The 22,899-nt window shown below is 31.3% G+C and carries 21 protein-coding genes and 1 riboswitch; of the genes, 18 read left to right on the forward strand and 3 right to left on the reverse strand.

The features are described from left to right. The first annotated feature begins 13 nt into the window (after positions 1 to 13). From ISP02_RS04900 to ISP02_RS04955, 12 genes are read left to right on the forward strand one after another with little or no spacing between them, the layout of a single operon-like run. Entirely contained in the window at positions 14 to 700 is a 687-nt protein-coding gene (locus ISP02_RS04900) for a polysaccharide biosynthesis tyrosine autokinase (RefSeq protein WP_195720472.1), read from the forward strand. Then, positions 697 to 1,446 (forward strand): tyrosine-protein phosphatase, encoded by a 750-nt coding sequence (locus tag ISP02_RS04905; protein ID WP_195720473.1) that lies wholly within the window; start codon positions 697 to 699, stop codon positions 1,444 to 1,446. The genes ISP02_RS04900 and ISP02_RS04905 overlap by 4 nt, the downstream gene beginning before the upstream one ends. Before the next feature lie 28 nt (positions 1,447 to 1,474). Continuing rightward, positions 1,475 to 3,277: a polysaccharide biosynthesis protein gene (locus ISP02_RS04910; protein WP_195720474.1), complete on the forward strand. Its 1,803-nt coding sequence runs from the start codon at positions 1,475 to 1,477 to the stop codon at positions 3,275 to 3,277. After that, positions 3,270 to 4,463, forward strand: a complete 1,194-nt coding sequence (locus tag ISP02_RS04915) for a lipopolysaccharide biosynthesis protein (RefSeq protein WP_195720475.1) — start codon at positions 3,270 to 3,272, stop codon at positions 4,461 to 4,463. Before ISP02_RS04910 ends, ISP02_RS04915 begins: the two co-directional genes overlap by 8 nt. Continuing rightward, the gene (locus ISP02_RS04920) at positions 4,453 to 5,655 is read left to right on the forward strand and encodes a glycosyltransferase family 39 protein (RefSeq protein ID WP_195720476.1); all 1,203 of its coding nucleotides are present in this window, start codon (positions 4,453 to 4,455) and stop codon (positions 5,653 to 5,655) included. Before ISP02_RS04915 ends, ISP02_RS04920 begins: the two co-directional genes overlap by 11 nt. Positions 5,656 to 5,660: 5 nt before the next feature. After that, entirely contained in the window at positions 5,661 to 6,212 is a 552-nt protein-coding gene (locus ISP02_RS04925; protein WP_195720477.1) for an acyltransferase, read from the forward strand. Between the two features lies 1 nt (position 6,213). After that, positions 6,214 to 7,215 carry an NAD-dependent epimerase gene (locus tag ISP02_RS04930; protein ID WP_195720478.1) on the forward strand — a complete coding sequence of 334 codons (1,002 nt, stop codon included), beginning with the start codon at positions 6,214 to 6,216 and terminating at the stop codon, positions 7,213 to 7,215. 17 nt (positions 7,216 to 7,232) lie between these two features. Next, a complete protein-coding gene (locus ISP02_RS04935; protein ID WP_328806023.1) occupies positions 7,233 to 8,507 on the forward strand; it encodes a nucleotide sugar dehydrogenase in 1,275 nt (424 codons plus the stop codon). Between the two features lie 2 nt (positions 8,508 to 8,509). Continuing rightward, positions 8,510 to 9,664 (forward strand): glycosyltransferase family 4 protein, encoded by a 1,155-nt coding sequence (locus tag ISP02_RS04940; RefSeq protein WP_195720480.1) that lies wholly within the window; start codon positions 8,510 to 8,512, stop codon positions 9,662 to 9,664. A gap of 5 nt (positions 9,665 to 9,669) precedes the next feature. After that, positions 9,670 to 10,266: a sugar transferase gene (locus tag ISP02_RS04945; protein WP_195720481.1), complete on the forward strand. Its 597-nt coding sequence runs from the start codon at positions 9,670 to 9,672 to the stop codon at positions 10,264 to 10,266. Beyond that, positions 10,263 to 10,880 carry an acetyltransferase gene (locus ISP02_RS04950; protein ID WP_195720482.1) on the forward strand — a complete coding sequence of 206 codons (618 nt, stop codon included), beginning with the start codon at positions 10,263 to 10,265 and terminating at the stop codon, positions 10,878 to 10,880. Before ISP02_RS04945 ends, ISP02_RS04950 begins: the two co-directional genes overlap by 4 nt. A 6-nt stretch (positions 10,881 to 10,886) precedes the next feature. Further along, complete coding sequence (locus ISP02_RS04955) at positions 10,887 to 12,029, forward strand: DegT/DnrJ/EryC1/StrS family aminotransferase (protein ID WP_195720483.1); 1,143 nt, start codon at positions 10,887 to 10,889, stop codon at positions 12,027 to 12,029. A gap of 50 nt (positions 12,030 to 12,079) precedes the next feature. On the opposite strand, the gene ISP02_RS04960 is transcribed toward ISP02_RS04955, so the two are convergent. Further along, the gene (locus ISP02_RS04960) at positions 12,080 to 12,895 is read right to left on the reverse strand and encodes a helix-turn-helix transcriptional regulator (RefSeq protein ID WP_195720484.1); all 816 of its coding nucleotides are present in this window, start codon (positions 12,893 to 12,895) and stop codon (positions 12,080 to 12,082) included. A 1,735-nt stretch (positions 12,896 to 14,630) separates the two neighbouring features. On the opposite strand from ISP02_RS04960, the gene menE reads away from it, so the two are divergent. Both menE and menC read left to right on the forward strand, forming a co-directional pair. Next, positions 14,631 to 16,022, forward strand: a complete 1,392-nt coding sequence (menE, locus tag ISP02_RS04965) for an o-succinylbenzoate--CoA ligase (RefSeq protein WP_195720485.1) — start codon at positions 14,631 to 14,633, stop codon at positions 16,020 to 16,022. A gap of 14 nt (positions 16,023 to 16,036) precedes the next feature. Then, positions 16,037 to 17,041 (forward strand): o-succinylbenzoate synthase, encoded by a 1,005-nt coding sequence (gene menC / locus ISP02_RS04970; RefSeq protein ID WP_195720486.1) that lies wholly within the window; start codon positions 16,037 to 16,039, stop codon positions 17,039 to 17,041. Here menC and yidD read toward each other — a convergent pair. Then, positions 17,031 to 17,273 carry a membrane protein insertion efficiency factor YidD gene (gene yidD / locus ISP02_RS04975; RefSeq protein ID WP_195721830.1) on the reverse strand — a complete coding sequence of 81 codons (243 nt, stop codon included), beginning with the start codon at positions 17,271 to 17,273 and terminating at the stop codon, positions 17,031 to 17,033. The two genes, menC and yidD, sit on opposite strands and share 11 nt — an antisense overlap. 55 nt (positions 17,274 to 17,328) lie before the next feature. On the opposite strand from yidD, the gene ytkD reads away from it, so the two are divergent. Further along, positions 17,329 to 17,805, forward strand: coding sequence for an RNA deprotection pyrophosphohydrolase (gene ytkD, locus ISP02_RS04980; RefSeq protein WP_195720487.1), 477 nt, complete (start codon positions 17,329 to 17,331; stop codon positions 17,803 to 17,805). Then, entirely contained in the window at positions 17,789 to 18,583 is a 795-nt protein-coding gene (locus ISP02_RS04985; RefSeq protein ID WP_195720488.1) for an alpha/beta hydrolase family protein, read from the forward strand. The genes ytkD and ISP02_RS04985 overlap by 17 nt, the downstream gene beginning before the upstream one ends. Before the next feature lie 62 nt (positions 18,584 to 18,645). On the opposite strand, the gene pckA is transcribed toward ISP02_RS04985, so the two are convergent. Continuing rightward, complete coding sequence (gene pckA / locus ISP02_RS04990; protein WP_195720489.1) at positions 18,646 to 20,238, reverse strand: phosphoenolpyruvate carboxykinase (ATP); 1,593 nt, start codon at positions 20,236 to 20,238, stop codon at positions 18,646 to 18,648. Positions 20,239 to 20,391: 153 nt separating this feature from the next. Beyond that, positions 20,392 to 20,510, forward strand: a riboswitch (SAM riboswitch). Between the two features lie 110 nt (positions 20,511 to 20,620). Here pckA and metK point away from each other — a divergent pair. Together metK and ISP02_RS05000 are read left to right on the forward strand one after the other, a co-directional pair. Beyond that, complete coding sequence (gene metK, locus ISP02_RS04995; protein WP_195720490.1) at positions 20,621 to 21,817, forward strand: methionine adenosyltransferase; 1,197 nt, start codon at positions 20,621 to 20,623, stop codon at positions 21,815 to 21,817. A gap of 94 nt (positions 21,818 to 21,911) precedes the next feature. Next, positions 21,912 to 22,820 (forward strand): NERD domain-containing protein, encoded by a 909-nt coding sequence (locus tag ISP02_RS05000; RefSeq protein WP_195720491.1) that lies wholly within the window; start codon positions 21,912 to 21,914, stop codon positions 22,818 to 22,820. The last annotated feature ends 79 nt before the right edge of the window (positions 22,821 to 22,899 follow it).

A 22,899-nucleotide genomic window follows, 5' to 3' on the forward strand; every position in this document is an offset into this window, starting at 1 on the left:
GAAGAGGGCAAAAATGTTTAAAAAAAGAGTAACTAATACATCAAAATTATATGTACAACATAATCCGAAATCCGTAATTAGTGAAAAGTTCAAAACGATTAGATCTAATATAATGTTTTCTAATGCTACAAAGAGCGTGTTAATCACCTCTGAAAAACCATTGTCAGGTAAAACGACAATATCATCAAATATTGGTATAACATATGCACAAGCAGGTTATAAAACGTTAATTATAGATGGTGACATGCGTAAACCATCACAACATTATGTGTTTAATTTATCTAATACTGCGGGCCTGTCTAATTTAATCATTAAAAAAGCAACTTATGAAGAAGCGATTAAAACTACAGAAATCGAAAAATTACATGTTTTGACTTCTGGTGTAGTACCTCCCAATCCTTCTGAATTGATTGGATCAAAAAGATTTACTGAAATCTTTAAAACACTTGAAAAAGTTTATGATTTTATAATAATTGATTCACCGCCCATCAATGCAGTAACTGATGCTCAACTATTTGCACAAGTAGCTCAAAATAGCATCTTAATTATTGATGTTCAAAAAAATGATAGAGATGAAGTTAAAAAAGCTAAAGATTTATTAGAAGCAGCAGGTGCAAAAATTATAGGCGCTATACTCAATAAAGTTTCTTTAGATAAAACTTCACATTACTACTATTACTATGGAAAAAATGAACAATGATTGATATACATAATCACATTTTGCCCGATATAGATGACGGACCGAAAAACATAACAGAAACAATTATGCTGTTACAACAAGCTAAGGAACAAGGTGTTACAGGCATTATCGCTACACCACACCATTTAAGTCCTAAATATACTAATAATATTAAGGATGTTAAGGCATTAATTAAAGAAGTACAACAAATTTCAGTAATTCAAAAAATTGGTGTAAATATATATCATGGACAAGAAATTAGATTAACAGATCAAATTGTGAGTGATATAGAAAAAGGTAATATATCAGGGCTGAATGATTCGAAATACTTACTTATTGAATTTCCATCAAATGAGGTTCCTTTATATACCAAACAATTATTTTACGAACTTCAATTGATGAAATTTATACCTATTATTGCACATCCAGAGAGGAATAAAGTATTGGCTAATAATATGAATGTTCTGTATGACTTAATAAACATGGGGGCTTTAAGTCAGTTAACTGCAGGTTCATTACTTGGAAATGCAGGAAAGAATATCCAAAAAATTTCAATAAAAATGATTCATTATGACCTAACACACTTTATTGCCTCCGACGCGCATCATAGTGTTTTAAGACCATTTGCAATTAAAAAATTATTTAAATATAGAAAATTAAAAAAAGTGAAACCCAAAATTGAAGCGATGTTTAACCATTCGCAATTAATAATTGAAAATTCAACTATAGATAAGCAGCAACCTATTAATTTTTCCAATCAGAGATAAATTTAGACAAAAAGTAGAGGTGAATAGAATGACACATTTCAATACTAGACAACGCTTATTCATTCTTACTGCAATAGATTCACTCATCGTTTCACTTTCCATATTTTTGGGTTATTTTATTTTAGAACCATTTTATGAAAGTTATCCATTTAATTTATTAATTATAAGCTCTTTCATTTTACTAGTTTCACATTTTAGTACGGCTTACTTTTTTGGCTTATATCATAGAGCTTGGGAATATGCGAGTATTAATGAATTAATGATTGTTGTTAGGGCAATTACAACATCAATATTAATTACTGTGGCAGTTTTATCATTGATTACATGGACTCACTTATTTTTAAGACTGTACTTTATAACATGGATGCTGCACCTGATTTTTATTGGTGGATCACGTATGTTTTGGAGAATATATAATAAAAAGGTTATAGGTCGACCATTAAAAAAGAAACCAACACTTATCGTCGGTGCTGGTCAAAGTGCTTCACTATTATTAAGACAAATGAAAAATATGGCTATGGAACCTATATTAGCAGTGGATGACAACCTTAATAAACAGAAAATGTTGCTAACAGACGGAGTTAAAGTCCAAGGCACAATTGAACAAATTCCTGAGTTAGTTGATAAATACAAAATTCAAAAGTTAGTTGTAGCCATACCGTCACTTGAACAATCTAAACTAGCTACCATTAATGATATGTGTAATGAAGCTGGGATAGATCTTTTTAAGATGCCTAATATTAATGATGTATTGTCGGGCGACCTTGAAGTTAATCAACTCAAAAAAGTTGACGTCGAAGATTTGTTAGGGCGAGAACCTGTGGAATTAGATATGGCACAAATAGCTAAAGGCATAACCAACCAAACTGTATTAGTTACCGGTGCAGGTGGTTCTATTGGTTCTGAAATATGTAGACAAATTTGTAACTTCAAACCTAAAAAAGTAATTTTATTAGGGCATGGTGAGAATAGTATTTATTTAATAAACCAAGAGCTATTCAATAAACATGCTCAAACAATAGAAATTGTTCCAGTTATAGCTGACATTCAGAATAAGTTAAAAATAACCGAAATTATTAACAAATATAAACCTTATGCCATATATCATGCAGCTGCACATAAACACGTACCATTAATGGAAATGAATGCTGAAGAAGCATTTAAAAATAATGTTATTGGTACAAAAAATGTTGCTGAAGTTGCTAAAGGAGCAAAAGTTAAAAAATTTGTGATGATTTCGACTGATAAGGCAGTTAACCCATCTAACGTAATGGGTGCTAGTAAGCGTATAGCAGAAATGATAGTGCAAAGTCTTAATGACGAGGAATCAAATACGCAATTTGTAGCAGTAAGGTTTGGGAATGTACTCGGTTCTAGGGGATCGGTAATTCCTTTGTTTAAGAAACAAATTGAACAAGGTGGTCCAGTGACAGTAACACATCCTGACATGACTCGTTATTTTATGACTATACCAGAAGCCGCAAGGTTAGTACTTCAAGCTGGTGCTTTAGCAAGAGGTGGAGAAATCTTTGTACTAGATATGGGAGAACCAGTAAAAATAACCGATTTGGCTAAAAATTTAATCAAACTAAGTGGTAAAAATAGTAGCGATATTAAGATAGAATACTCTGGCATTCGACCTGGTGAAAAGTTATTTGAAGAATTACTTAATGAAGATGAAATACATCCTAAACAAATATTCGAGAAAATTTACATTGGAAAATCAAAGGTCTATGAATCAAATAATCTATATCAGTGTATTGATCGTATAGGATTAGGTGACATTGATATTATCGATTTTGCTAGAAGAAGTGAGACATATCTTGAATAAAAAATTTTTATTGTACTTATCAGGTAATTTGGTCTTTGGATTTACACAATGGCTCGTAATCGTCTTAATTATTAAATTGGGTACTAAGTTTGAACTTGGTGCATATACATATGGTATTGCAGTTATTGCACCAATATTATTGTTGATGTCATTTGGATATAACACATTAATCGTCACTAAGCCAGATATACAAAAAGCAATGATATATATTACAAGATGGTTCGATATGTTACTCACATTTGTGTTATATGGTTTGTTAATTTATCTTTTTTCTGATATAACGAGTGATTTATATAAATTAATGGCTGTAATAGCGTTAAGTAAAATTGCAGATAGCTTGATGGAAATTGATTATAGCTATTATATAAAGTCAAATTTACATTGGAAAGTGGGACTTTATAAAATCATCTTTTCATGTTTTCAACTTAGTTTAATAATGGTTGGATATTTCATTAGCGTTAATTTATTCCTCCCTCTATTAATTTATAGTATTACTGTTATTATTTTTGCGACTTATAACAATAGAAAACAATTTAATATTAGAGCATTTAATTGGCGACAACTTTTAATATTAATAAAGTTTGGAATTCCGCTATCCATTGCCCTATTTTTATCGTCATTAAATACGAATATTCCTAAATATGCTTTAGAAAATTATAAATCGTTAGCCGATGTAGGTGTGTTTAGTAGTTTAATAATTATTTACTCAGTGGGAAATGTTTTCTATTTTTCGATGTATAACTTTTTATTACCACGTATTGTAGATCAAAAACTAAACAAACCATTTTTGAAACGATTATTATTTTTGATATTAACAAGTAACGCAATACTAATGTTCGTTGTAATAATTTTAGTATCATTTTTCATAGAGCCGTTAATTAAGCTCCTATTTAACGTACAATTTTTAACTTTTAAAAAGGAATTTCTTATTATTATTTCTAGCAGTTTTGCTGTTTATACTAGTATATTGTTAGATTTATTTATCAATGCTTTTCAAAAATATACGTATAATACTGTTATTCAAATTATCAGTGTTCTAGCAGTGCTTTTTAGCAGCGTCAAGTTAATACCAGTTTATTCAGTATTTGGTGCTACTTTAGCATTTGTACTATTTGCAATTACCGTTGTTAGTTTGAAGCTACTTATATCAATTTTTATCATTAGAGGAGTTAAACATGGGGATTAAATCAATAATTATTACTTTAGTGTCACTTGCTTTATTGATGGTCTTTCTATTGCAAGGTTATGGTAATTTTTTAATTCTGATTTTTTTCAATTTATTAATTTTATCTTATATGTTGGTTAAAAGATATGATACTAAGTTGATATTACTTGTTTATGTGCAATGGGTGTTATATGTAATTTTCTTAATTATTCACCAATATGTACACATTTTGCCAGGTTCTGGAAACGACGATTTACGCTTTGAAAAGTTAGCTGATAATTATTATTATCATTATCTTTTTTCTACAAATATTGATCTATTTCAAAACTCTAGAACATATTCCCAATTTATAGCAATGATTTATTTTTTGGGGAAACCTCATATTTTAATACCGGGTTTAGTTAATATTTCAGTCCATACAATCACAGTTATTTTACTATATAAAATTTGTAACAATGTTTTTAATAATCCTAAAGTGTCAATGATAACTGCCACGTTATATACCTTATATCCGATCTATATCTTTACCACTGTCATAACATTGAGAGAAATGTTCATTGTCATGTTTATTATGCTATTCACATACGCTTTATTACAGTTACATAAAACCAAAAATGTAACATACTTTTTCTATAGCATAATTGCCTTATTAGTTGGTGCTATCTTTCATATAGGATTATTAGGATTGTTGTTAGTGTTAGCATGTTATTTCATCTTTATATCAAATATATATAAGTCAGCTAGGGTCATTTTAGCGATGTTATTTATCACTAGCTTTGTTGTTGTAATATTCAATTCTAACGATGCAAAGGTACAAAACACTATTAATACTGATGATCATACCAAGTCTTTAGATTTGAACTCAAGGGCAGATTATATTTCAGTCAACGAATCTAATGGGCTACAAACTAAAATGAAGCAAGTAACTTATTTTTTGTTAAAACCATTTCCATGGGAAGTTAAGACGTTAGCAGATGTAATAGGGGTGTTTGATATTTGGGTTATTTTATTGGCTACGTTTTTAGCGCTAGTTTTATATAAGAAAACTAAAAATAAAGCTATTTTAATAGTTCTAATTACGGTTTATGGCACGTTTATTACGTTTGCTATCGGCACATACAATTATGGCACTGCTTTGAGACATAGGGATAAAGTAGCGATGTTGCTAACGATGTTTATAAATTACTACATTTTTTACAAAAAGGGGAGGTAAGACTTTTGGGATTTAAAGTTCTGAAAGCCATTAGCAAAGTATTAAAGTTATTTCCAGTCGACTTCCGGTATATGCTCTATGAATTAAATACAGGCACAAACTTTAAAATACAACTTGCAATTAGATACTGTATCGTATCAAGCTTGTGTAAAAAGATGGGTAACAATGTCTTTATTGGCAAGCATGTTTCATTAAAAAATATAGAGAATATAGAAGTCGGAAATAACGTAAGTATTCATGATATGTGCTACTTAGATGGCTACGGTGGCATTACGATAGGCAATGATGTATCGATTGCACATGCTTCTTCTATATTGAGTTCGTCACATACCTGGCAAGATAGCTTATTACCGATTAAATACAATGCTGTTAATAAGGGGCCAGTAATTATCGGTGACGATGTTTGGATAGGTTGTGGAACAAGAATCTTAAATAATGTGACCATAGAAGACAGAACAATAATTGCAGCAGGTACCGTCGCGAATAAAAACCTTAAAACACAGCATTTGGGAGCTGGCGTGCCAATGAAAACAAAAAAGAAATTGGAGGTAACATAACATGAACATATTAATTACCGGTGTAGCCGGCTTTATTGGTTCTCACTTAGCAAAAAAGTTAATAGCAAAAAATATGACAGTCATTGGTATTGATAATTTAAATGACTATTATGATGTCAGTTTAAAAGAGCGTCGCTTAGAAATGATTGGTACACAAAATTTTAAATTTTATCAACAAGACATCGCAGATTATGAACAACTACATGATACGTTTAAACAAGAAAGACCTACCGTTGTTATCAATTTAGCTGCACAGGCTGGTGTGAGATATAGTCTGACAAATCCACATACATATATAGATGCTAATGTAAAAGGCTTCATGAATGTATTAGAGTGTTGTCGACATAATCAAATAGAGCATTTAATCTATGCTTCGTCAAGTTCAGTTTATGGTGCAAATACAAAGCAACCATTTAACGTCCATGATAGCGTAAATCATCCATTAAGCATTTATGCTGCTACGAAAAAGGCTAATGAGTTAATGGCACATACGTATAGTTCACTTTACCAATTACCAACAACGGGTTTAAGGTTTTTCACTGTATATGGGCCATGGGGACGTCCTGATATGGCGCTGTTTAAATTTACTCAAGCAATTATTAATGAAGAAAAAATTGATGTATACAATTATGGCAAAATGATGCGTGATTTTACTTTTGTAGATGATATCGTTGAATCAATCTCAAAACTTGTTAACAAACCGGCCAGCATCAATAAGGATTGGGATGGTGCTAAACCTGATCCTGCAACATCATTCGCACCATATAAAATATATAATATTGGCAACAGTAAACCAGTTAATTTAATGGAATTTATCGAGGCTATCGAACGTAAGTTGGGTAAGCAGGCTATTAAAAATTATATGGCATTACAACCGGGTGATGTACCAGAAACATATGCAAATGTAGACGACTTATATCGGGATATTGATTTTAAACCACAAGTAAGCGTAGATGAAGGTGTAGGTCAATTTATTGATTGGTACGTAAATTACTATAAATAAAGAAGAGGATGTTGTTAGTGAAAAAGAATATTGCAGTAGTAGGGTTAGGGTATGTAGGGCTACCAGTAGCTGTCGCATTTGGTAAGCAAAATAAAGTCATAGGTTTTGATATTAATACACAGCGTATTGAACAATTAACAAATTACATTGATTGTACAAACGAAGTTACTACAAATGATTTAAAAGAAGCAAATATTAAATTTACCGATCAACCAAATGAATTAACTGAGGCTGATTTTATAATTGTAGCCGTTCCTACTCCGATAGATGAACATAATCAACCGGATTTAACGCCGTTAATTAAAGCGAGTGAAACGGTTGGAAACGTATTGAACAAAGATTCGATTGTCGTATTTGAATCAACAGTTTATCCAGGAGCAACCGAAGAAGTTTGTGTACCAATATTGGAACAACATTCTAATTTAGTGTGTGGAGAAGACTTTTTTGTTGGTTATTCGCCTGAAAGAATTAATCCAGGTGATACAACGCATAGATTTACAACTATCAAAAAGATTGTTGCTGGACAGGATGAACAGACGACAAAGGTAATGTCTGAGGTGTATGGTTCGGTTATTGAAGCAGGTGTTTATGCTGCTTCTTCAATAAAAGTAGCAGAAGCGGCAAAAGTGATTGAAAATACTCAGCGAGATGTCAATATAGCACTCATGAACGAATTAGCAATTATATTTAATCAATTAGATATTGATACTGCAGAAGTATTAAAAGCAGCTGGCACAAAATGGAATTTCTTAAATTTCAAGCCGGGTCTTGTTGGCGGTCACTGTATAGGTGTAGACCCATATTACTTAACCTACAAAGCAGAATCTTTAGGTTATCATCCTGAAGTTATTTTATCAGGACGACGTATTAACGATAATATCGCAAAATTTATCGCTTTAAATATTATTAAAGCACTTATAAAGCAAGGTATAGCGATTCAGGGTGCTAAGGTAAATGTATATGGTCTTACTTTTAAAGAGAATTGTCCTGATTTAAGAAACACAAAAGTTCTTCAAGTAATTAAAGAACTAAAAGAATATGGTTTAGTAATTTATACACATGACCCAGTTGCAGAAAAAGAAGAGGCTGCAAAAATTTATAACATTGAGTTAATAGATTTTGAAGTGCTTCCACTAGCCGATGTAGCTATATTTGCAGTAGCACATGATTTATACTTACAACAAAAGCAAAGTTACTTAAATCTGATAAAAGATAAGGGTGTTATATGCGATGTTAAAGCTATAATTGATGACAATGATGTTAAAGATACTCAATATCTTTGGAGGTTGTAACAATGATAATTATGCAAGTTACTGCTATTGAAATGACTCAAAACAAACTGTTAAAAGCGTTAAATGAAACGTGCGTTAACAATGGTTTCGAGGTACATTGTGTTTGTAAAATGGAAAAAAATTTCGATATGGTCACTCGTGACGGTCTTGTCTATCATAATATAAATATCGATAGGAATATTAATTTAAAAAATAATATAACTACGTTGTTTCAACTTATAAAATTAATAAAGCAAGTTAAGCCGGATATAGTACACGTACATACACCAATAGCTGCAGTGTTAGGTAGGATTGCAGCTAAAATTGCTAAGGTACCCACGATTATCTATACGGCACATGGTTTTTACTTTCATGAAGGTATGAAAAAGAGATATTATTACTTCTATTTTATAATAGAAAAGCTTTTGGCTAAATTTTGTACAGATTATTTATTTACGCAAAGTAGAGAAGATTATGAATTAGCGACACGTAATCATTTCTTATCATTTAAAAATGCATATCACTATCGCTGGATTAGTAATGGCGTTGATTTAGAAGGAAAATTTAATTATGACAAAGTGGATTATAAAGATATCGAATCAATCAAACAAAAGTATGACATTAAAAACGATGATTTAATTATTACTTTTATTGGTAGGTTAGTTGAAGAAAAAGGAATCATTGATTTATTAGAAGCAATAGACAAGCTGAAACTTAAAAACTTTAAAGTATTTATGATTGGTGACATTCATCATAGTGAGCGTGATACATCAACATATAAAGCTATCCAAAATTATAAAAAATTAAGTAACGTCATTTTTACAGGAGCACTAGATAATATACGTGATTATTTATACTTAAGTGATATTTTTTGTTTACCGTCATATAGAGAAGGCATGCCAAGATCTATTATTGAAGCTATGGCTATGAAAAACGCTATTATCACTACTGATATAAGAGGGTGTAGAGAAGAAGTTGTTGATAATGAAAATGGATATTTAGTTCCAACAAATGCCCCCCAATATATAGCTACTAAAATTGAGGCGTTAGCTGATGATTCAAAGCTGTTAGCCCAATTTAAAGCCAAAAGTTATGACTTAGCACATGAATATTATGATGAACATCAAGTTGTCCTTAAACAATTACAAATTTTTGAAAAAATTAAAAAAGGCGAGTGATTGAAATGGGGAAGAGAACTTTAGATATTATAATTAGTGTTGTAGGTTTGTCTTTAACAGCTCCTATATTAATAATATGTTCGATTTTAATTCGAATCACCATGGGAAAACCTATATTTTATAAACAAGTACGCCCAGGTAAAAATGAAGTGCCTTTCACGTTAATTAAGTTTAGAACAATGACAAATCAACAAGATTTAAATGGCGTACCTTTACCTGATGAATTACGCAAAACAAAGATAGGTTCCTTTATTCGAAGTACAAGTATTGATGAGCTTCCTCAACTTTATAACGTTTTAAAAGGGGACTTAAGCATTGTGGGACCTAGGCCACTACTAATGGAATATTTAAAATTATATAATGCTGAGCAAAGAAAGCGTCACAGTGTAAAGCCTGGGATTACTGGTTTGGCTCAAGTAAAAGGACGTAACGCATTGTCATGGGAAAAGAAATTTGAATATGATGTGTGGTATGTAAATAATCAATCTATGAAATTAGATTTATATATAATAGTAAAAACGATTTTAAAAGTATTATTACGTAAAAACGTTAATGCATATAATCATACAACTATGTATAAATTTAAAGGTACGAAATCATGAACAATATTATGTTGATAGGTAATGGTGGTCATGCAAAAGTAATCAAGGATATTATTTTACGATTGCCCAACTACCATATTACTGGTTATCTTGATGATACAATATCACAACCTGGCTATATTAATAATGTGGTATACGATAATATAGAAAATATTAGTAAATATAATCGAGATAATTACTTTGTTATCGCAATTGGAGACAATAAGACACGACAGCAAATAGTTCGACGACTAGATAGTATAGACATTAAATTTGCAACAATTATTCATCCTTCAGCTATTATCGGTTCCAACGTAAGTATTGATGAAGGTACTGTTGTAATGGCCAATGTTACGATTAATGCAGACGTTTGTATTGGTAAGCATTGTGTTATCAATACGATGTGTTGTATCGAACATGATATAAATATTAAGCATTATGTACACATTGCTCCGCATGCGACTTTAACAGGTAATGTAGTCGTAAATAGTTGTACTTTAGTAGGCGCAGGTGTGACAGTTATTCCAAATATTACTATAGGCCAAAACGTGACAGTAGGTGCAGGATCTACCGTTATTAACCATATAGCAGATAATTGTACTGTATATGGTTCACCAGCTAAAATTAAGAGGTGAGACATCATGAAAGACGACAAAATTTATTTATCTCGACCACATATGGGGGGGCGCGAACAAGAATATATCAATGATGCTTTTGCAAAGAATTGGATAGCACCTCTAGGTGATAATGTGAACAAGTTTGAGATAATGTTACAGAAATATACCGGAGCTAAAGCGGCATTAGCTTTGAGCAGCGGAACTGCAGCTATTCACTTAGCACTAATCGAAAGTGGTGTTAGAAAAAATGATATCGTATTCTGTTCGACATTAACTTTTTGTGCATCTGCTAATCCAATTTTATATTTACAGGCTAAACCAGTTTTTATTGATTCTGAATTAGCTACGTGGAATATGTGTCCAAAAGCATTAGAAAAAGCATTTCAAAAATATAGTAAAATGGGTCAAAAACCTAAGGCAGTAATCGTAGTGAATTTGTATGGACAGACTGCTCAATATGATGAAATAGTAGCACTTTGTAAGGCGTATGGTGTGCCTTTAATAGAAGATGCTGCAGAGTCATTAGGATCTAGTTATGGGAATAAGATGAGTGGAATAATTGGTGATTTTGGCACACTATCATTTAATGGTAATAAAATTATTACAACGAGCGGTGGAGGCATGCTATTATCTCATAATAGTAAAGCATTGGAACATGCATTGTTTTTAGCGACTCAAGCTAGGGATGAAGCTCCTTATTACGAGCATAGTGAATTGGGATACAATTATCGTTTAAGTAATATATGTGCCGGTATTGGACTAGGACAATTAGAAGTACTAGAAGATAGAATTAAAGCTAGAAGAGCGATTTTTGACAGATACAAAGAAAATCTAAAGTCTAAAGTACTTACATTCCAAACTGAAATAACCAATACAAAATCCAATAGATGGTTAACGGCATTTTTATTATCAAATAATAGTAATACGTTAACGCCTACAACAATTATTAATAAATTAGCTGATAATAATATAGAAGCGAGAAGAGTATGGAAACCAATGCATATGCAACCATTATATAATAAATATGATTACATATCTGTAGACAATGATAATGCGCAATCAATATTTGAACGTGGTGTTTGTTTACCATCTAGTTCTGATTTAACGTTACAACAACAAGATAAAGTTATAAGCATTGTTCAAGAGATAATGAAAGCAACTAAATAGTCATAATTAAAAACTGCCATATAGTCACATGACTATATGGCAGTTTTGGTTTAATCTGTCGAATAATGAGAGACTAATTCTTTTAAATGAAGATATAGTTCATTTGGAAAAGACTCTTTAGGTGTTTGTGTTGTTTTATATTTATTAACAAATTCATCAGGAGACATATTGAAAACACGGTGGAAATTTTTTAAAAAAGTTGACTGTGACCGATAACCGTAGTTTTTCCATAATTCATTGTAATTGGACGTTAACATTTCTACAGCTAGTCTATATATTTTGATTTTTCTAATATATTTTATTAGAGAGATATTCATTGATTCTGAAAATACTCTAGATAGATAGCTTGCATTAACGTAAAAGTTATCGGCTATGTCTGCTAAAGATATATCTTCTTTATAATGATTATTTACGTAATCTAATACCTTTTTAATGAGTGGGTTAGCATTTTCTAAAGTGTTTTCTTTATAATATTTACCTAAACGAATATAGTTAATTAATTTAATAATGCATATATCGGCATTGAATTGATCATTTTCATAAATTGCTACAACAGTTTCAAGAAATTCTTTCTTGATATAATATTCAATTTTAGATTTATCAAGGTAAAATTGGTCCCAACCAAATAATGAAAACCTATTAAAACTTAATTTATTTATAGTTAGCTCTATAACTTTACCAGAATTTATAAGGAGATTAGGAGAGGTATAGGGTTCCATTATAAAAAATTCATGCTTTTGAAATTTACCTAGATAAGCTTTGTCATAAAATGAAACATGTCCTGACAATACAAAAAATATGTGAATATTATTGAAGCTATCTTTTATATTAATATCAGAATCGTGAATTTGATAATTGTAATCCATAGTATCTCTCTTTTCATATTAAAATAGGTTTATATTATAAGGATAGCACGTCTATTGTTCATGAAATTTACGATAAGTGGTAAATTATTTACTTAAAATAGTAAAAGAAGAATTATGAACTATGTGCATCTTATAGCATATTTAAGATGTCTTTTCTATTGTAAATATAAAATATTTAACTTTACGGCCAAAGTTATTAAAAAAGCGCTAATTGGTTAAATTAGCGCTCACTTGGAGATGTAAAGTGAATATTCAAAAGTTTAAAGAGAATAAAAACATCCCTGTAAGATATCATAGAGTAAATGACTACTAGTCTATTTGATTAAAGTAGCTAAATGGATTATATCAACTTCTTATACTATTTGCTATTTCCATTGGAGAATTAGCAAAAAATTGACAATATAGAGTAAAATATAGTTACAACTTATTTAAAAAAAAAACACTAATCTAATGATTAGTGAAAAAATAAAATTCTGAGTGGTTTATTGGTGCTAATGGTAGAACTGAGATGAATGTATGAATAAACCAATATAACTTCAAATTTTTTATTTTTAATTATGAAAGCATAGTACTAAAAACCATTCCGTCTTCCTAAAACAATAAATAGAAGACATTTAAAATTATAGCAAATGAAAATATGGTTTTATATAAAATATAGGGAATAGTAAAATTAAATAACATATAAGTAAAAATAAGAAAATATTTATTAACCAATAACAGTAATATAAGTATAGAAATGTATAAATAGCAATAATTATTTATCACAGTCAGTTAGTTAATATAATACTTATTTTTTACAATATCTCGTGTGAATTTTACTTATTACAGAATAATTAACATATTTAAGAAAATAAAAGTATAATATAGTTATGGTGTTAACGCACCATTTTACCTCTACTAATAATTTTTTGAAATTAGAACAATAGTTTATCGTATAGCTACTTATGATATCTTTTGTTCTATTTCTTTGTTTATAAAGCTTTTTAACTGTTTAATAATAAAAAGACTCTTTTTTACTTTATCATCTTACTTTTTTACTATGTCAGTGATATTACTCTAAAGCAAGGATAAAAGTGCTACAATAGTTTTGTGTGGTGAACACATAAATATTTTCATAAAATATATTCCCTAGTATGAAACAGGTTTAGGAAATTTTGCACTATGCTAGATCAAAATAGCGACTTTGATTTAGTTATAGCATTTTCTTAAACCTGTTTTTTTAAATTAAAAACGGAGTAATTAGTTGTTTTTTACTTTATGAATTCTCTTTTTTACTTATAGACACAAGAGTATATACATTATAAAAAAAACAGTATATATTTGTTGTGAGGTAAGACATAAACATCATGACTACTTTCAGTAATAAACTGAATTTTACCCATCAAGAATACATGTACTTATCTCTCTCTTATATTCGCTTTCTCCTGAGCTATTTATTAATTTTTATAGTTCATTACAATTGTAGTGCATTGTAGTAAACTAGCATATGTTATGGTAGTTTACCTTCCAAACTACCACGCTCAATTATCAGTGTTTATTAATAAGCGACTGTACTATTAATAAACCTAATTTAAAACACTCTAACTATTAAAGTGAAATTAATAGTTAGAGTGTTTTCTGTATGTCGTAAATTAATTTCGTTAACTCATTTATAAATATAATTACATATTAGTTTTAAACACTGCGAGTTGAACTTAAAACAGTTATAATATAAGAGATATGGAGGTATGTTAAAGTGGAATTCTGGTTAGAGCAACAAGCTAAGAACAAAGGCAATAAAATTTTTATTGATGACGGGAACACGCAGTTAACATTTAAAGCATTTTATGATTTAGCTTTAAAAGTAGCAAAAAATTTAACTGAACTTAACAATAAAAGAATCGGATTATATATAAACAATAGTATAGAATCTGTCATTATTATTAATGCTGCTTGGATAGCAGGTATTGAATTAGCAATGATTAATACAAGACTAACAAAGCATGAAATTTTAAATCAGATGGCTTCCATTGATGTAGATATCATAGTTAGTACGCTAGAGCTTGATTTAGATGACATAATGATTATAGATGGACATGAAATCATTAATAAAAATGATTCAAAAAATAATATAGTAGCTTCATTTGAGTTGAATCGTATTGCTTCAATCATGTTTACATCTGGTACCACTGGACCTCAAAAAGCGGTACCTCAAACTTTTGGCAATCATTTAGCTAGTGCGCAAGGGTGTAAACAAAGTTTAGGTTTCGATGATGACACAATATGGTTATCTGTATTACCTATTTATCATATTTCTGGATTAAGTGTGATATTAAGAGCTATAATACAAGGGTTTACGGTACGTATTGAACAAAAATTTGACACTCAACACATGCTAGAGATAATCCGCAATGAACGACCTACACATCTTTCTTTAGTGCCACAAACATTGCAGTGGCTACTAGATGAAGGATTAACTCAACCATATAGTATCGAAAAAATCTTACTAGGTGGTGCCAAATTATCACGTCAATTAATCGATAAATCATTACAATGTGAATTACCAATATATAATTCTTTCGGTATGACAGAAACATGTTCACAATTTTTAACGGCATCACCTAAGATGTTAGCCGAACGTTATGATACGGTTGGGAAACCAAGTGATAATGTTCGAGTGGCTATCAAAAATGCAGATAGTAAGGGACATGGTGAATTATTGATAAAAGGCGACAACGTCATGAAGGGTTATCTATACCCAAGTGAATTACAAGGTGTCTTTAAAGATGGTTTTTTCAATACAGGAGATATTGCGGAAATCGATGAACAAGGCTACGTTATGGTATATGATCGTAGAAAAGATTTGATAATAAGTGGTGGAGAAAATATTTACCCATATGAAATTGAATCTAAAGCTAAATATTTTGATGGCATTATAGATGCAATGTGCACAGGGATTGAAGACAATACGTGGGGGCAAGTACCATATTTATACTATGTTGCTCATGAAGAAATCGATCATAACTTGCTTGCCAATTATCTAGCAAGTAATCTCGCAAAATACAAAGTACCAAAAGGGTATGAACGTGTAGATAAACTTCCGTACACATCTACTGGAAAATTACAAAGAGGCAAAATTACTGATTAGTAAGGAGCTAAACTATGAAATTAGTCAATTTAAAGCTTTATTATTATGATGAAAACTTTAAACAAGCTATAGTAACGCCTAAAATTACTTTGAGACATCGCAAGGCCTTAATCATTGAACTGACGACCGACAATAACCAAAGATTCTATGGAGAATGTAATGCCTTTGAAACCGACTGGTATTTTGATGAAACAATAGCAGTTGCAATTGGCAAAGTTAAAGAATGGTTCCAAAATGTACGTGATATGACGTTAAATTCCTTCGAAGATATTAAACTAACTTTAAAAGGACTTGATAAGTATCCAGCTACAAGAAGTACGATAATTATGGCATGTTTTCAAATGTTTAATAAATTAGAAGCGTTAAGTGTAAGTTATGGTGCGACTGTTAGTGGTTTAAATAATATCAAGTATAAGCAACTTGCCGAAACAAGACCTGAAAGAATTAAAGTGAAATGGTCCACAAATATTTTGCAAGATTTAGAGCATTTGATGTTATTACCGTTTAGATTTGATGTTGCTATTGATGCTAATGAATCTTTGTCATTAAACGATATTTCTCTACTTGAACAAGTCTCCACTTATAACATTATTTATATCGAAGAACCGTTTAAATCACTGCAAACTATAGACAAAACGGCAATTACACATATTTTAAATGTTGCATTAGATGAAAAAGCTTTATCTTTGGCAACAATTGAAGACATCATTAAAGAATATGATATTAGGGTTGTCGTATTAAAGCCGTTTCGTTTAGGCGGGATCGATAAAGTATTGGACGCTATTGATAGATTGAGTCAATTAGGCGTGCGGACTGTTATAGGAGGCATGTATGAATACGGATTAAGTAGATATTTTACTGCTATGTTAGCACAATATGCAACATATACCAGTGATATCACACCTGAGGGTTTTTATTTTGCACATGATTTTGCAGAAAATATGGGCATAGTAAAAAATGGAAGGTTATTGTTTCACCCTCCACATATTAATGCCTCAAAATTAACAGCTATTTATTAGTTTTATTATGATCCTTTTTCAAAGGTACTGGGTCAAAACCACTTTTATGAAAAGGGTGACATTTTAGAATTCGTTTAAATCCTAACCAACTTCCTTTAAATGGACCATAGACTTCGATTGCTTCCTTAGTATATGCTGAACATGTAGGATAGAAGCGACAAGTCGCTGGTGTTAACGGAGAAATGTATTTTTGATAAATATAAATAAGAAATAGTAAAACTTTTTTCATAATGTGACCTCCAATGGAGTTTTAAGCATTAATATTTTAACATATTTTGAGGTGTCTGATGACTATTAAGTATTTAGATAAAGATAATAACAAGGTGTTTCTCAATTTTACTACAGATAAAGATAAGGCGAATGGGCAGCATGTGCTAATTATACCTATTTATAAAGATAATTTATTATTTACGTACCATGGTAGTCGAGGTATAGAGTTTCCAGGCGGTAAAATTGAGCCGAATGAAACATCAATAACAGCTGCACAACGAGAGTTATATGAAGAAACAGGGGCAGTAGTATTAGAATTGCATTATATTGCTCAATATTACGTTCAACGACATGACTTACCGAGCTTTTATAAAGACGTATATGTTGCTAAAGTTGATTATATAGAAACAAAGCAAGATTACTTAGAAACTAAAGGTCCCAAACTTTATCGCGCTGTTACAGATATACCTGAACACCAACAAAGTTTCTTAATTAAAGACACAACAATATTAAAATGTCTGGAACGGGTGATTGAACTTGGATATTATAACTAAAAAGCGTATGCCTATTGATGTTACTTCACATGTTTTTGAAGAAATTACCTATCTCGTTGATGGTTTCAGTGTAAAAGGATTAATGGCTACACCTAAGAGTGAAGTGAAACGAATAGTCATGTATTTGCGCGGTGGAAAAGGACAGGTAGGCAAGGTGAGAGCAGCACGTTTACTACAATTTGCAGACCCAGAGACTTTAGTGATTGCACCATACTATCGTGGTAATAATGGAAGTGAAGGAAAAGACGACTTTTACGGTGATGATTTAAATGATGTAACTGCGTTACTGAAAATATTAAATCAAAGCTATCCTAAAGCGTTCGTTCATATGATTGGTTTTTCACGTGGTGGATTACAAGGCTTATTAACTTTCCAAGACTTACCAGTAAATAGCTTTATTATTTGGGGCGGTGTCTCTGATATACATTTAATGTATAAAGAACGCGTAGACTTAAGAGGCATGATGAGAAGAATGGTGGGTCACCCTAAAAAGGACAAGGGCGCATATGATAAAAGAGATGCCATTAAAAATATAACGGATAATGCGCCACCTATTTTGATTGTACATGGTTACCAAGATAAGCAGGTACATATTCAACAAGCTCAATATTTAGCTCAGTCATTAGCACAAATAGGCGCCGATTATCGCATCGTTTATCAACAAAAAGAGGGACATGTGCCTAGACCTATGGCATTAAAAAAAGTATTAACACAAATTAAACAATGGATGATAGATATCGAAAACAATCAATTAAATTGTGATTATCGTATTGAATAATAAGCTATTAACATAAAACAAGGCTATGAGGTTAATCATAGCCTTGTTTTAATATAAATGTATTATTTTTTGAAGCCGCCTTTTTCGGCAAGTTCAGCTGTCTCTGCGCCAAATTTTTCGAAATTTTGATTGAAACGTTCAATTAAATCTTGAGCTTGTTCTTTATAAGCTTCGCTATCGTTCCAAGCATTCATAGGATTTAAAAGTGTTTGAGGGACACCTTCAACACTTACTGGAATATTTAAGCCAAATATTTCATCTTTAGTATATTCAGCTTCAGTTAATTCTCCCGTAATAGCTTGGTTAACCATTTGACGAGTATAAGATAAACTGATACGACGACCTATGCCATATTTACCGCCAGTCCAACCCGTGTTCACTAAGTAAACATCAACTTCATGTTTGTCTATTAATTCACCTAAAATATCAGAGTAAACTTTTGCATCTAATGGTAAGAAAGGTGAACCGAAACAAGTTGAGAATGATGGTTCAGGTTCAGTAACGCCACGCTCAGTTCCTGCAAGTTTAGCAGTAAAACCACTTAAGAAATGGTACATAGCCTGATCTTTATTTAATTTTGAAATAGGTGGTAGTACACCAAATGCATCTGCTGTTAAGAAAATAATTGTATTAGGATGAGCAGCTTTAGACGGTTTAACGATATTTTCAATATGATCGATTGGATATGCAGCACGTGTGTTTTCAGTATAGTAATTATCATCGAAATCGATGTCACCATCGTTGTCAACTACAACATTTTCCAAAATCGTACCGTATCTAATTGCATCGTATATTTGAGGTTCATTTTTCTTAGAAAGGTTAATTGCTTTAGCGTAACAGCCACCTTCAATATTAAAGATACCGTTGTCATTCCAACCATGCTCGTCATCCCCGATTAATTTACGAGTAGGATCAGCAGATAAAGTTGTTTTACCAGTACCTGATAAACCGAAGAATAATGCTACATCGCCTTTTTCACCCACGTTGGCTGAACAATGCATACTCATAATATTATCTTTAGGTAATAAATAGTTCATTACTGAAAAAATACCTTTTTTCATTTCGCCTGCATATTCAGTTCCACCGATAAGTATGACCTTGTGCTTGAATGAAGTAATAATAAATGTTTCTGAATTCGTACCGTCAACTTCTGGATCAGCTTTAAATCTAGGAGCGGAAACGATAGTGAAGTCTGCTTTGATTTCTTTAGCCTCTTCGCTAGAGCTAGGTTTAATAAACATATTTTGAGCGAATAAATTATGCCAAGATAATTCATTAATGACTGTAAGATTTAATTGTGAATCTTCGTCACTACCAGCGTAACCATTGAAAATGTACAATTCATCACGTTCGTCAAGGTAATCTAAAACTTTGGTATAGAGATTTAAAAACGTTGTTTCATCAATAGGTTGGTTGATATTACCCCAATCGATATCATCTTTATAAGAAGGTTCAGTTACAATAAACTTATCTTTAGGGGAACGTCCAGTGTATTTACCAGTTCTGGCATTTATAGCACCAAGTTCAGTTAGTTCTCCTTCATTTTTTTCCAACATCTTGTAGTATAACTCTGTAGTCGATAATTGAAATAAAGAAGATGTTTTATTAATAATATTTTCCAGTTTACTAGTGTAAGTATACGTATCTATCGCCATACTTAATCCCTCCAACGCTATTTTTATGTAAGCCTTTACATTAAATGAGTATAACATAATCATTATATTATGCCATAAAAATTATTATAAAAAATTAGTTTTTGTAAAATTGACATTATTATGCACTTTAGGTAGTATAGTTACTAACGGATTCTCTTATCCTGAGAGGCGGAGGGACATGGACCCAATGAAGCCCAGCAACCTCTTCTTTATTTATTAAAGAAGGAAGGTGCCAAACCGTTTGCAGACATATATCGTCTGAACGATAAGAGCGAATGGACGTATTGAGCCTTCTCTCTATTTTTGTAGTGATGAAGGCTCTTTTTTTATTAAGCTCACATAAAAGAGAATTTTCGTAATTTAATAACTAAAGGAGCAATTTATGACTTACAATAGAAGATTATTCACTTCAGAATCAGTAACAGAAGGACACCCAGACAAAATTGCGGACCAAGTTTCTGATGCAATTTTAGACGAAATATTAAAAGACGATCCTAACGCAAGAGTTGCTTGTGAGACGACGGTAACAACAGGAATGGCACTTATTTCAGGTGAAATTTCAACAACAACTTATGTTGATATCCCTAAAGTAGTCCGTGAAACGATTAAAAACATAGGCTATACTCGAGCTAAATATGGTTATGATAGTCAAACAATGGCAGTATTAACGGCAATTGATGAACAATCTGCAGATATTGCACAAGGTGTAGACACGGCTTTAGAGTATAGAAATGATATTTCTGAAGAGGAAATTGAAGCTACAGGTGCTGGTGACCAAGGATTAATGTTTGGTTATGCAACAAAAGAAACAGATACTTATATGCCTTTACCTATTTTCTTATCTCACCAATTAGCTAAACGATTGTCTGATGCACGTAAAGACGGTATTATTAAATATTTACGCCCTGATGGTAAAGTCCAAGTAACAGTTGAATATGATGAAAACGATCAGCCTAATCGTATTGACACAATCGTAGTGTCAACTCAACATGCCGATAATATAGAATTATCACAAATTCAAAATGATATTAAAGAACATGTTATTTATCCAACAGTTCCTAAAGCATTACTAGATGAAAATACGAAATTCTACATTAACCCAACAGGTCGCTTTGTTATAGGTGGACCGCAAGGGGATGCTGGTTTAACTGGAAGAAAGATTATCGTTGATACTTATGGAGGATATGCCCGTCATGGTGGTGGCTGCTTTAGTGGTAAAGATCCAACTAAAGTTGATAGATCGGCTGCCTATGCAGCAAGATATGTTGCAAAAAATATCGTAGCTGCTGATTTAGCGGATAAATGTGAAGTTCAATTAGCTTATGCCATTGGTGTTGCTGAGCCAGTATCAATATCTATTGATACTTTTGGCACAGGACAAGTAAGTGAGACTGAGTTAGTTGAAGCAGTAAGAACGCATTTTGATTTAAGACCAGCGGGTATCATCAAAATGCTAGACTTAAAACAACCGATATATAAACAAACTGCTGCTTACGGACATTTTGGACGTACGGATGTATTATTACCCTGGGAAAAATTAGATAAAGTTAACGTCTTAAAAGATGCAGTCAATGTATAATAAATACATTGCAGTTTTATTTGTATTTTTATCGAATGATTAAACAATTTTTAATATAATGAAGAATAATGATATATAAAGGAGCGAAATTGTTATGAATTCATTTGGGCCAATTCAAATCGGTTTGATTGTAGCTATCGTAATAGCAATTATTTGTTTTATTCTGTTTTTAATTGCTTTAAGAAGTAAGAAAAAAGCGCAACAAAAAATAGAAGAACAATACCAATCACAACAACAAAAATTGAATGATGAACACGCAGAGGAATTAGAAAAAGAAAGAATAGAGAATAAAAAGACTGTCACTAAACAACAAGAAGAATATGAGGCTACAGTTAATTCTAAAGACAGAGAAATAGATGCATTAAAATTATTCTCTAAAAATCACAGTGAATATGTCACAGATATGAGACTTATTGGCATTCGTGAACGCTTAGTAAATGAAAAACGTATTCGCCCTGAGGATATGCATATTATGGCTAACATCTTTTTACCAAGAAATGAATTCAACGATGCACAACGTATTAGTCATTTAGTATTGACTCGTACAGGTCTATACCTTATCGATTCACAATTATTAAAAGGTCATGTTTTCAGTGGGATAAGTAGTCAGCAATTTGAAGAGCAACCAATGATGTCTCAAGTATTTGATACGCTTAATTTAGACAAAAATGAACCGCAAACGTTAGTATTAGACCAAAATGATGATAAAAATTCATTATCATTTGTAAATTATTCTAACCACCTAGAAGCAGTTGAAAAATTAGCCGGTGATTTGCAACGACAACTTGACTTGAAATACACACCAACAACTATTTTATACTTTAATCCAAAAAATGAAGGTGCAGTTACCATTTCTAATTATGCACAATCGTCAAGTAGTAAAGTATTAGTAGGGCCAGAACAACTAGATGAGTTCTTCAATAAATTTGTGTTTCACGGTAGAATTCAATATAATGTGGAAGATTTACAGAACATTATGGATAAAATTGAATCATTTAATTAATATTTTAACTGGGCGTCTTGTACGCTCAGTTATTTTTTAAGCATTTTAATATGATATTAAGGCATAATTTATTATGATA

This window comes from Staphylococcus durrellii (assembly GCF_015594545.1).
Taxonomy (GTDB): domain Bacteria; phylum Bacillota; class Bacilli; order Staphylococcales; family Staphylococcaceae; genus Staphylococcus; species Staphylococcus durrellii.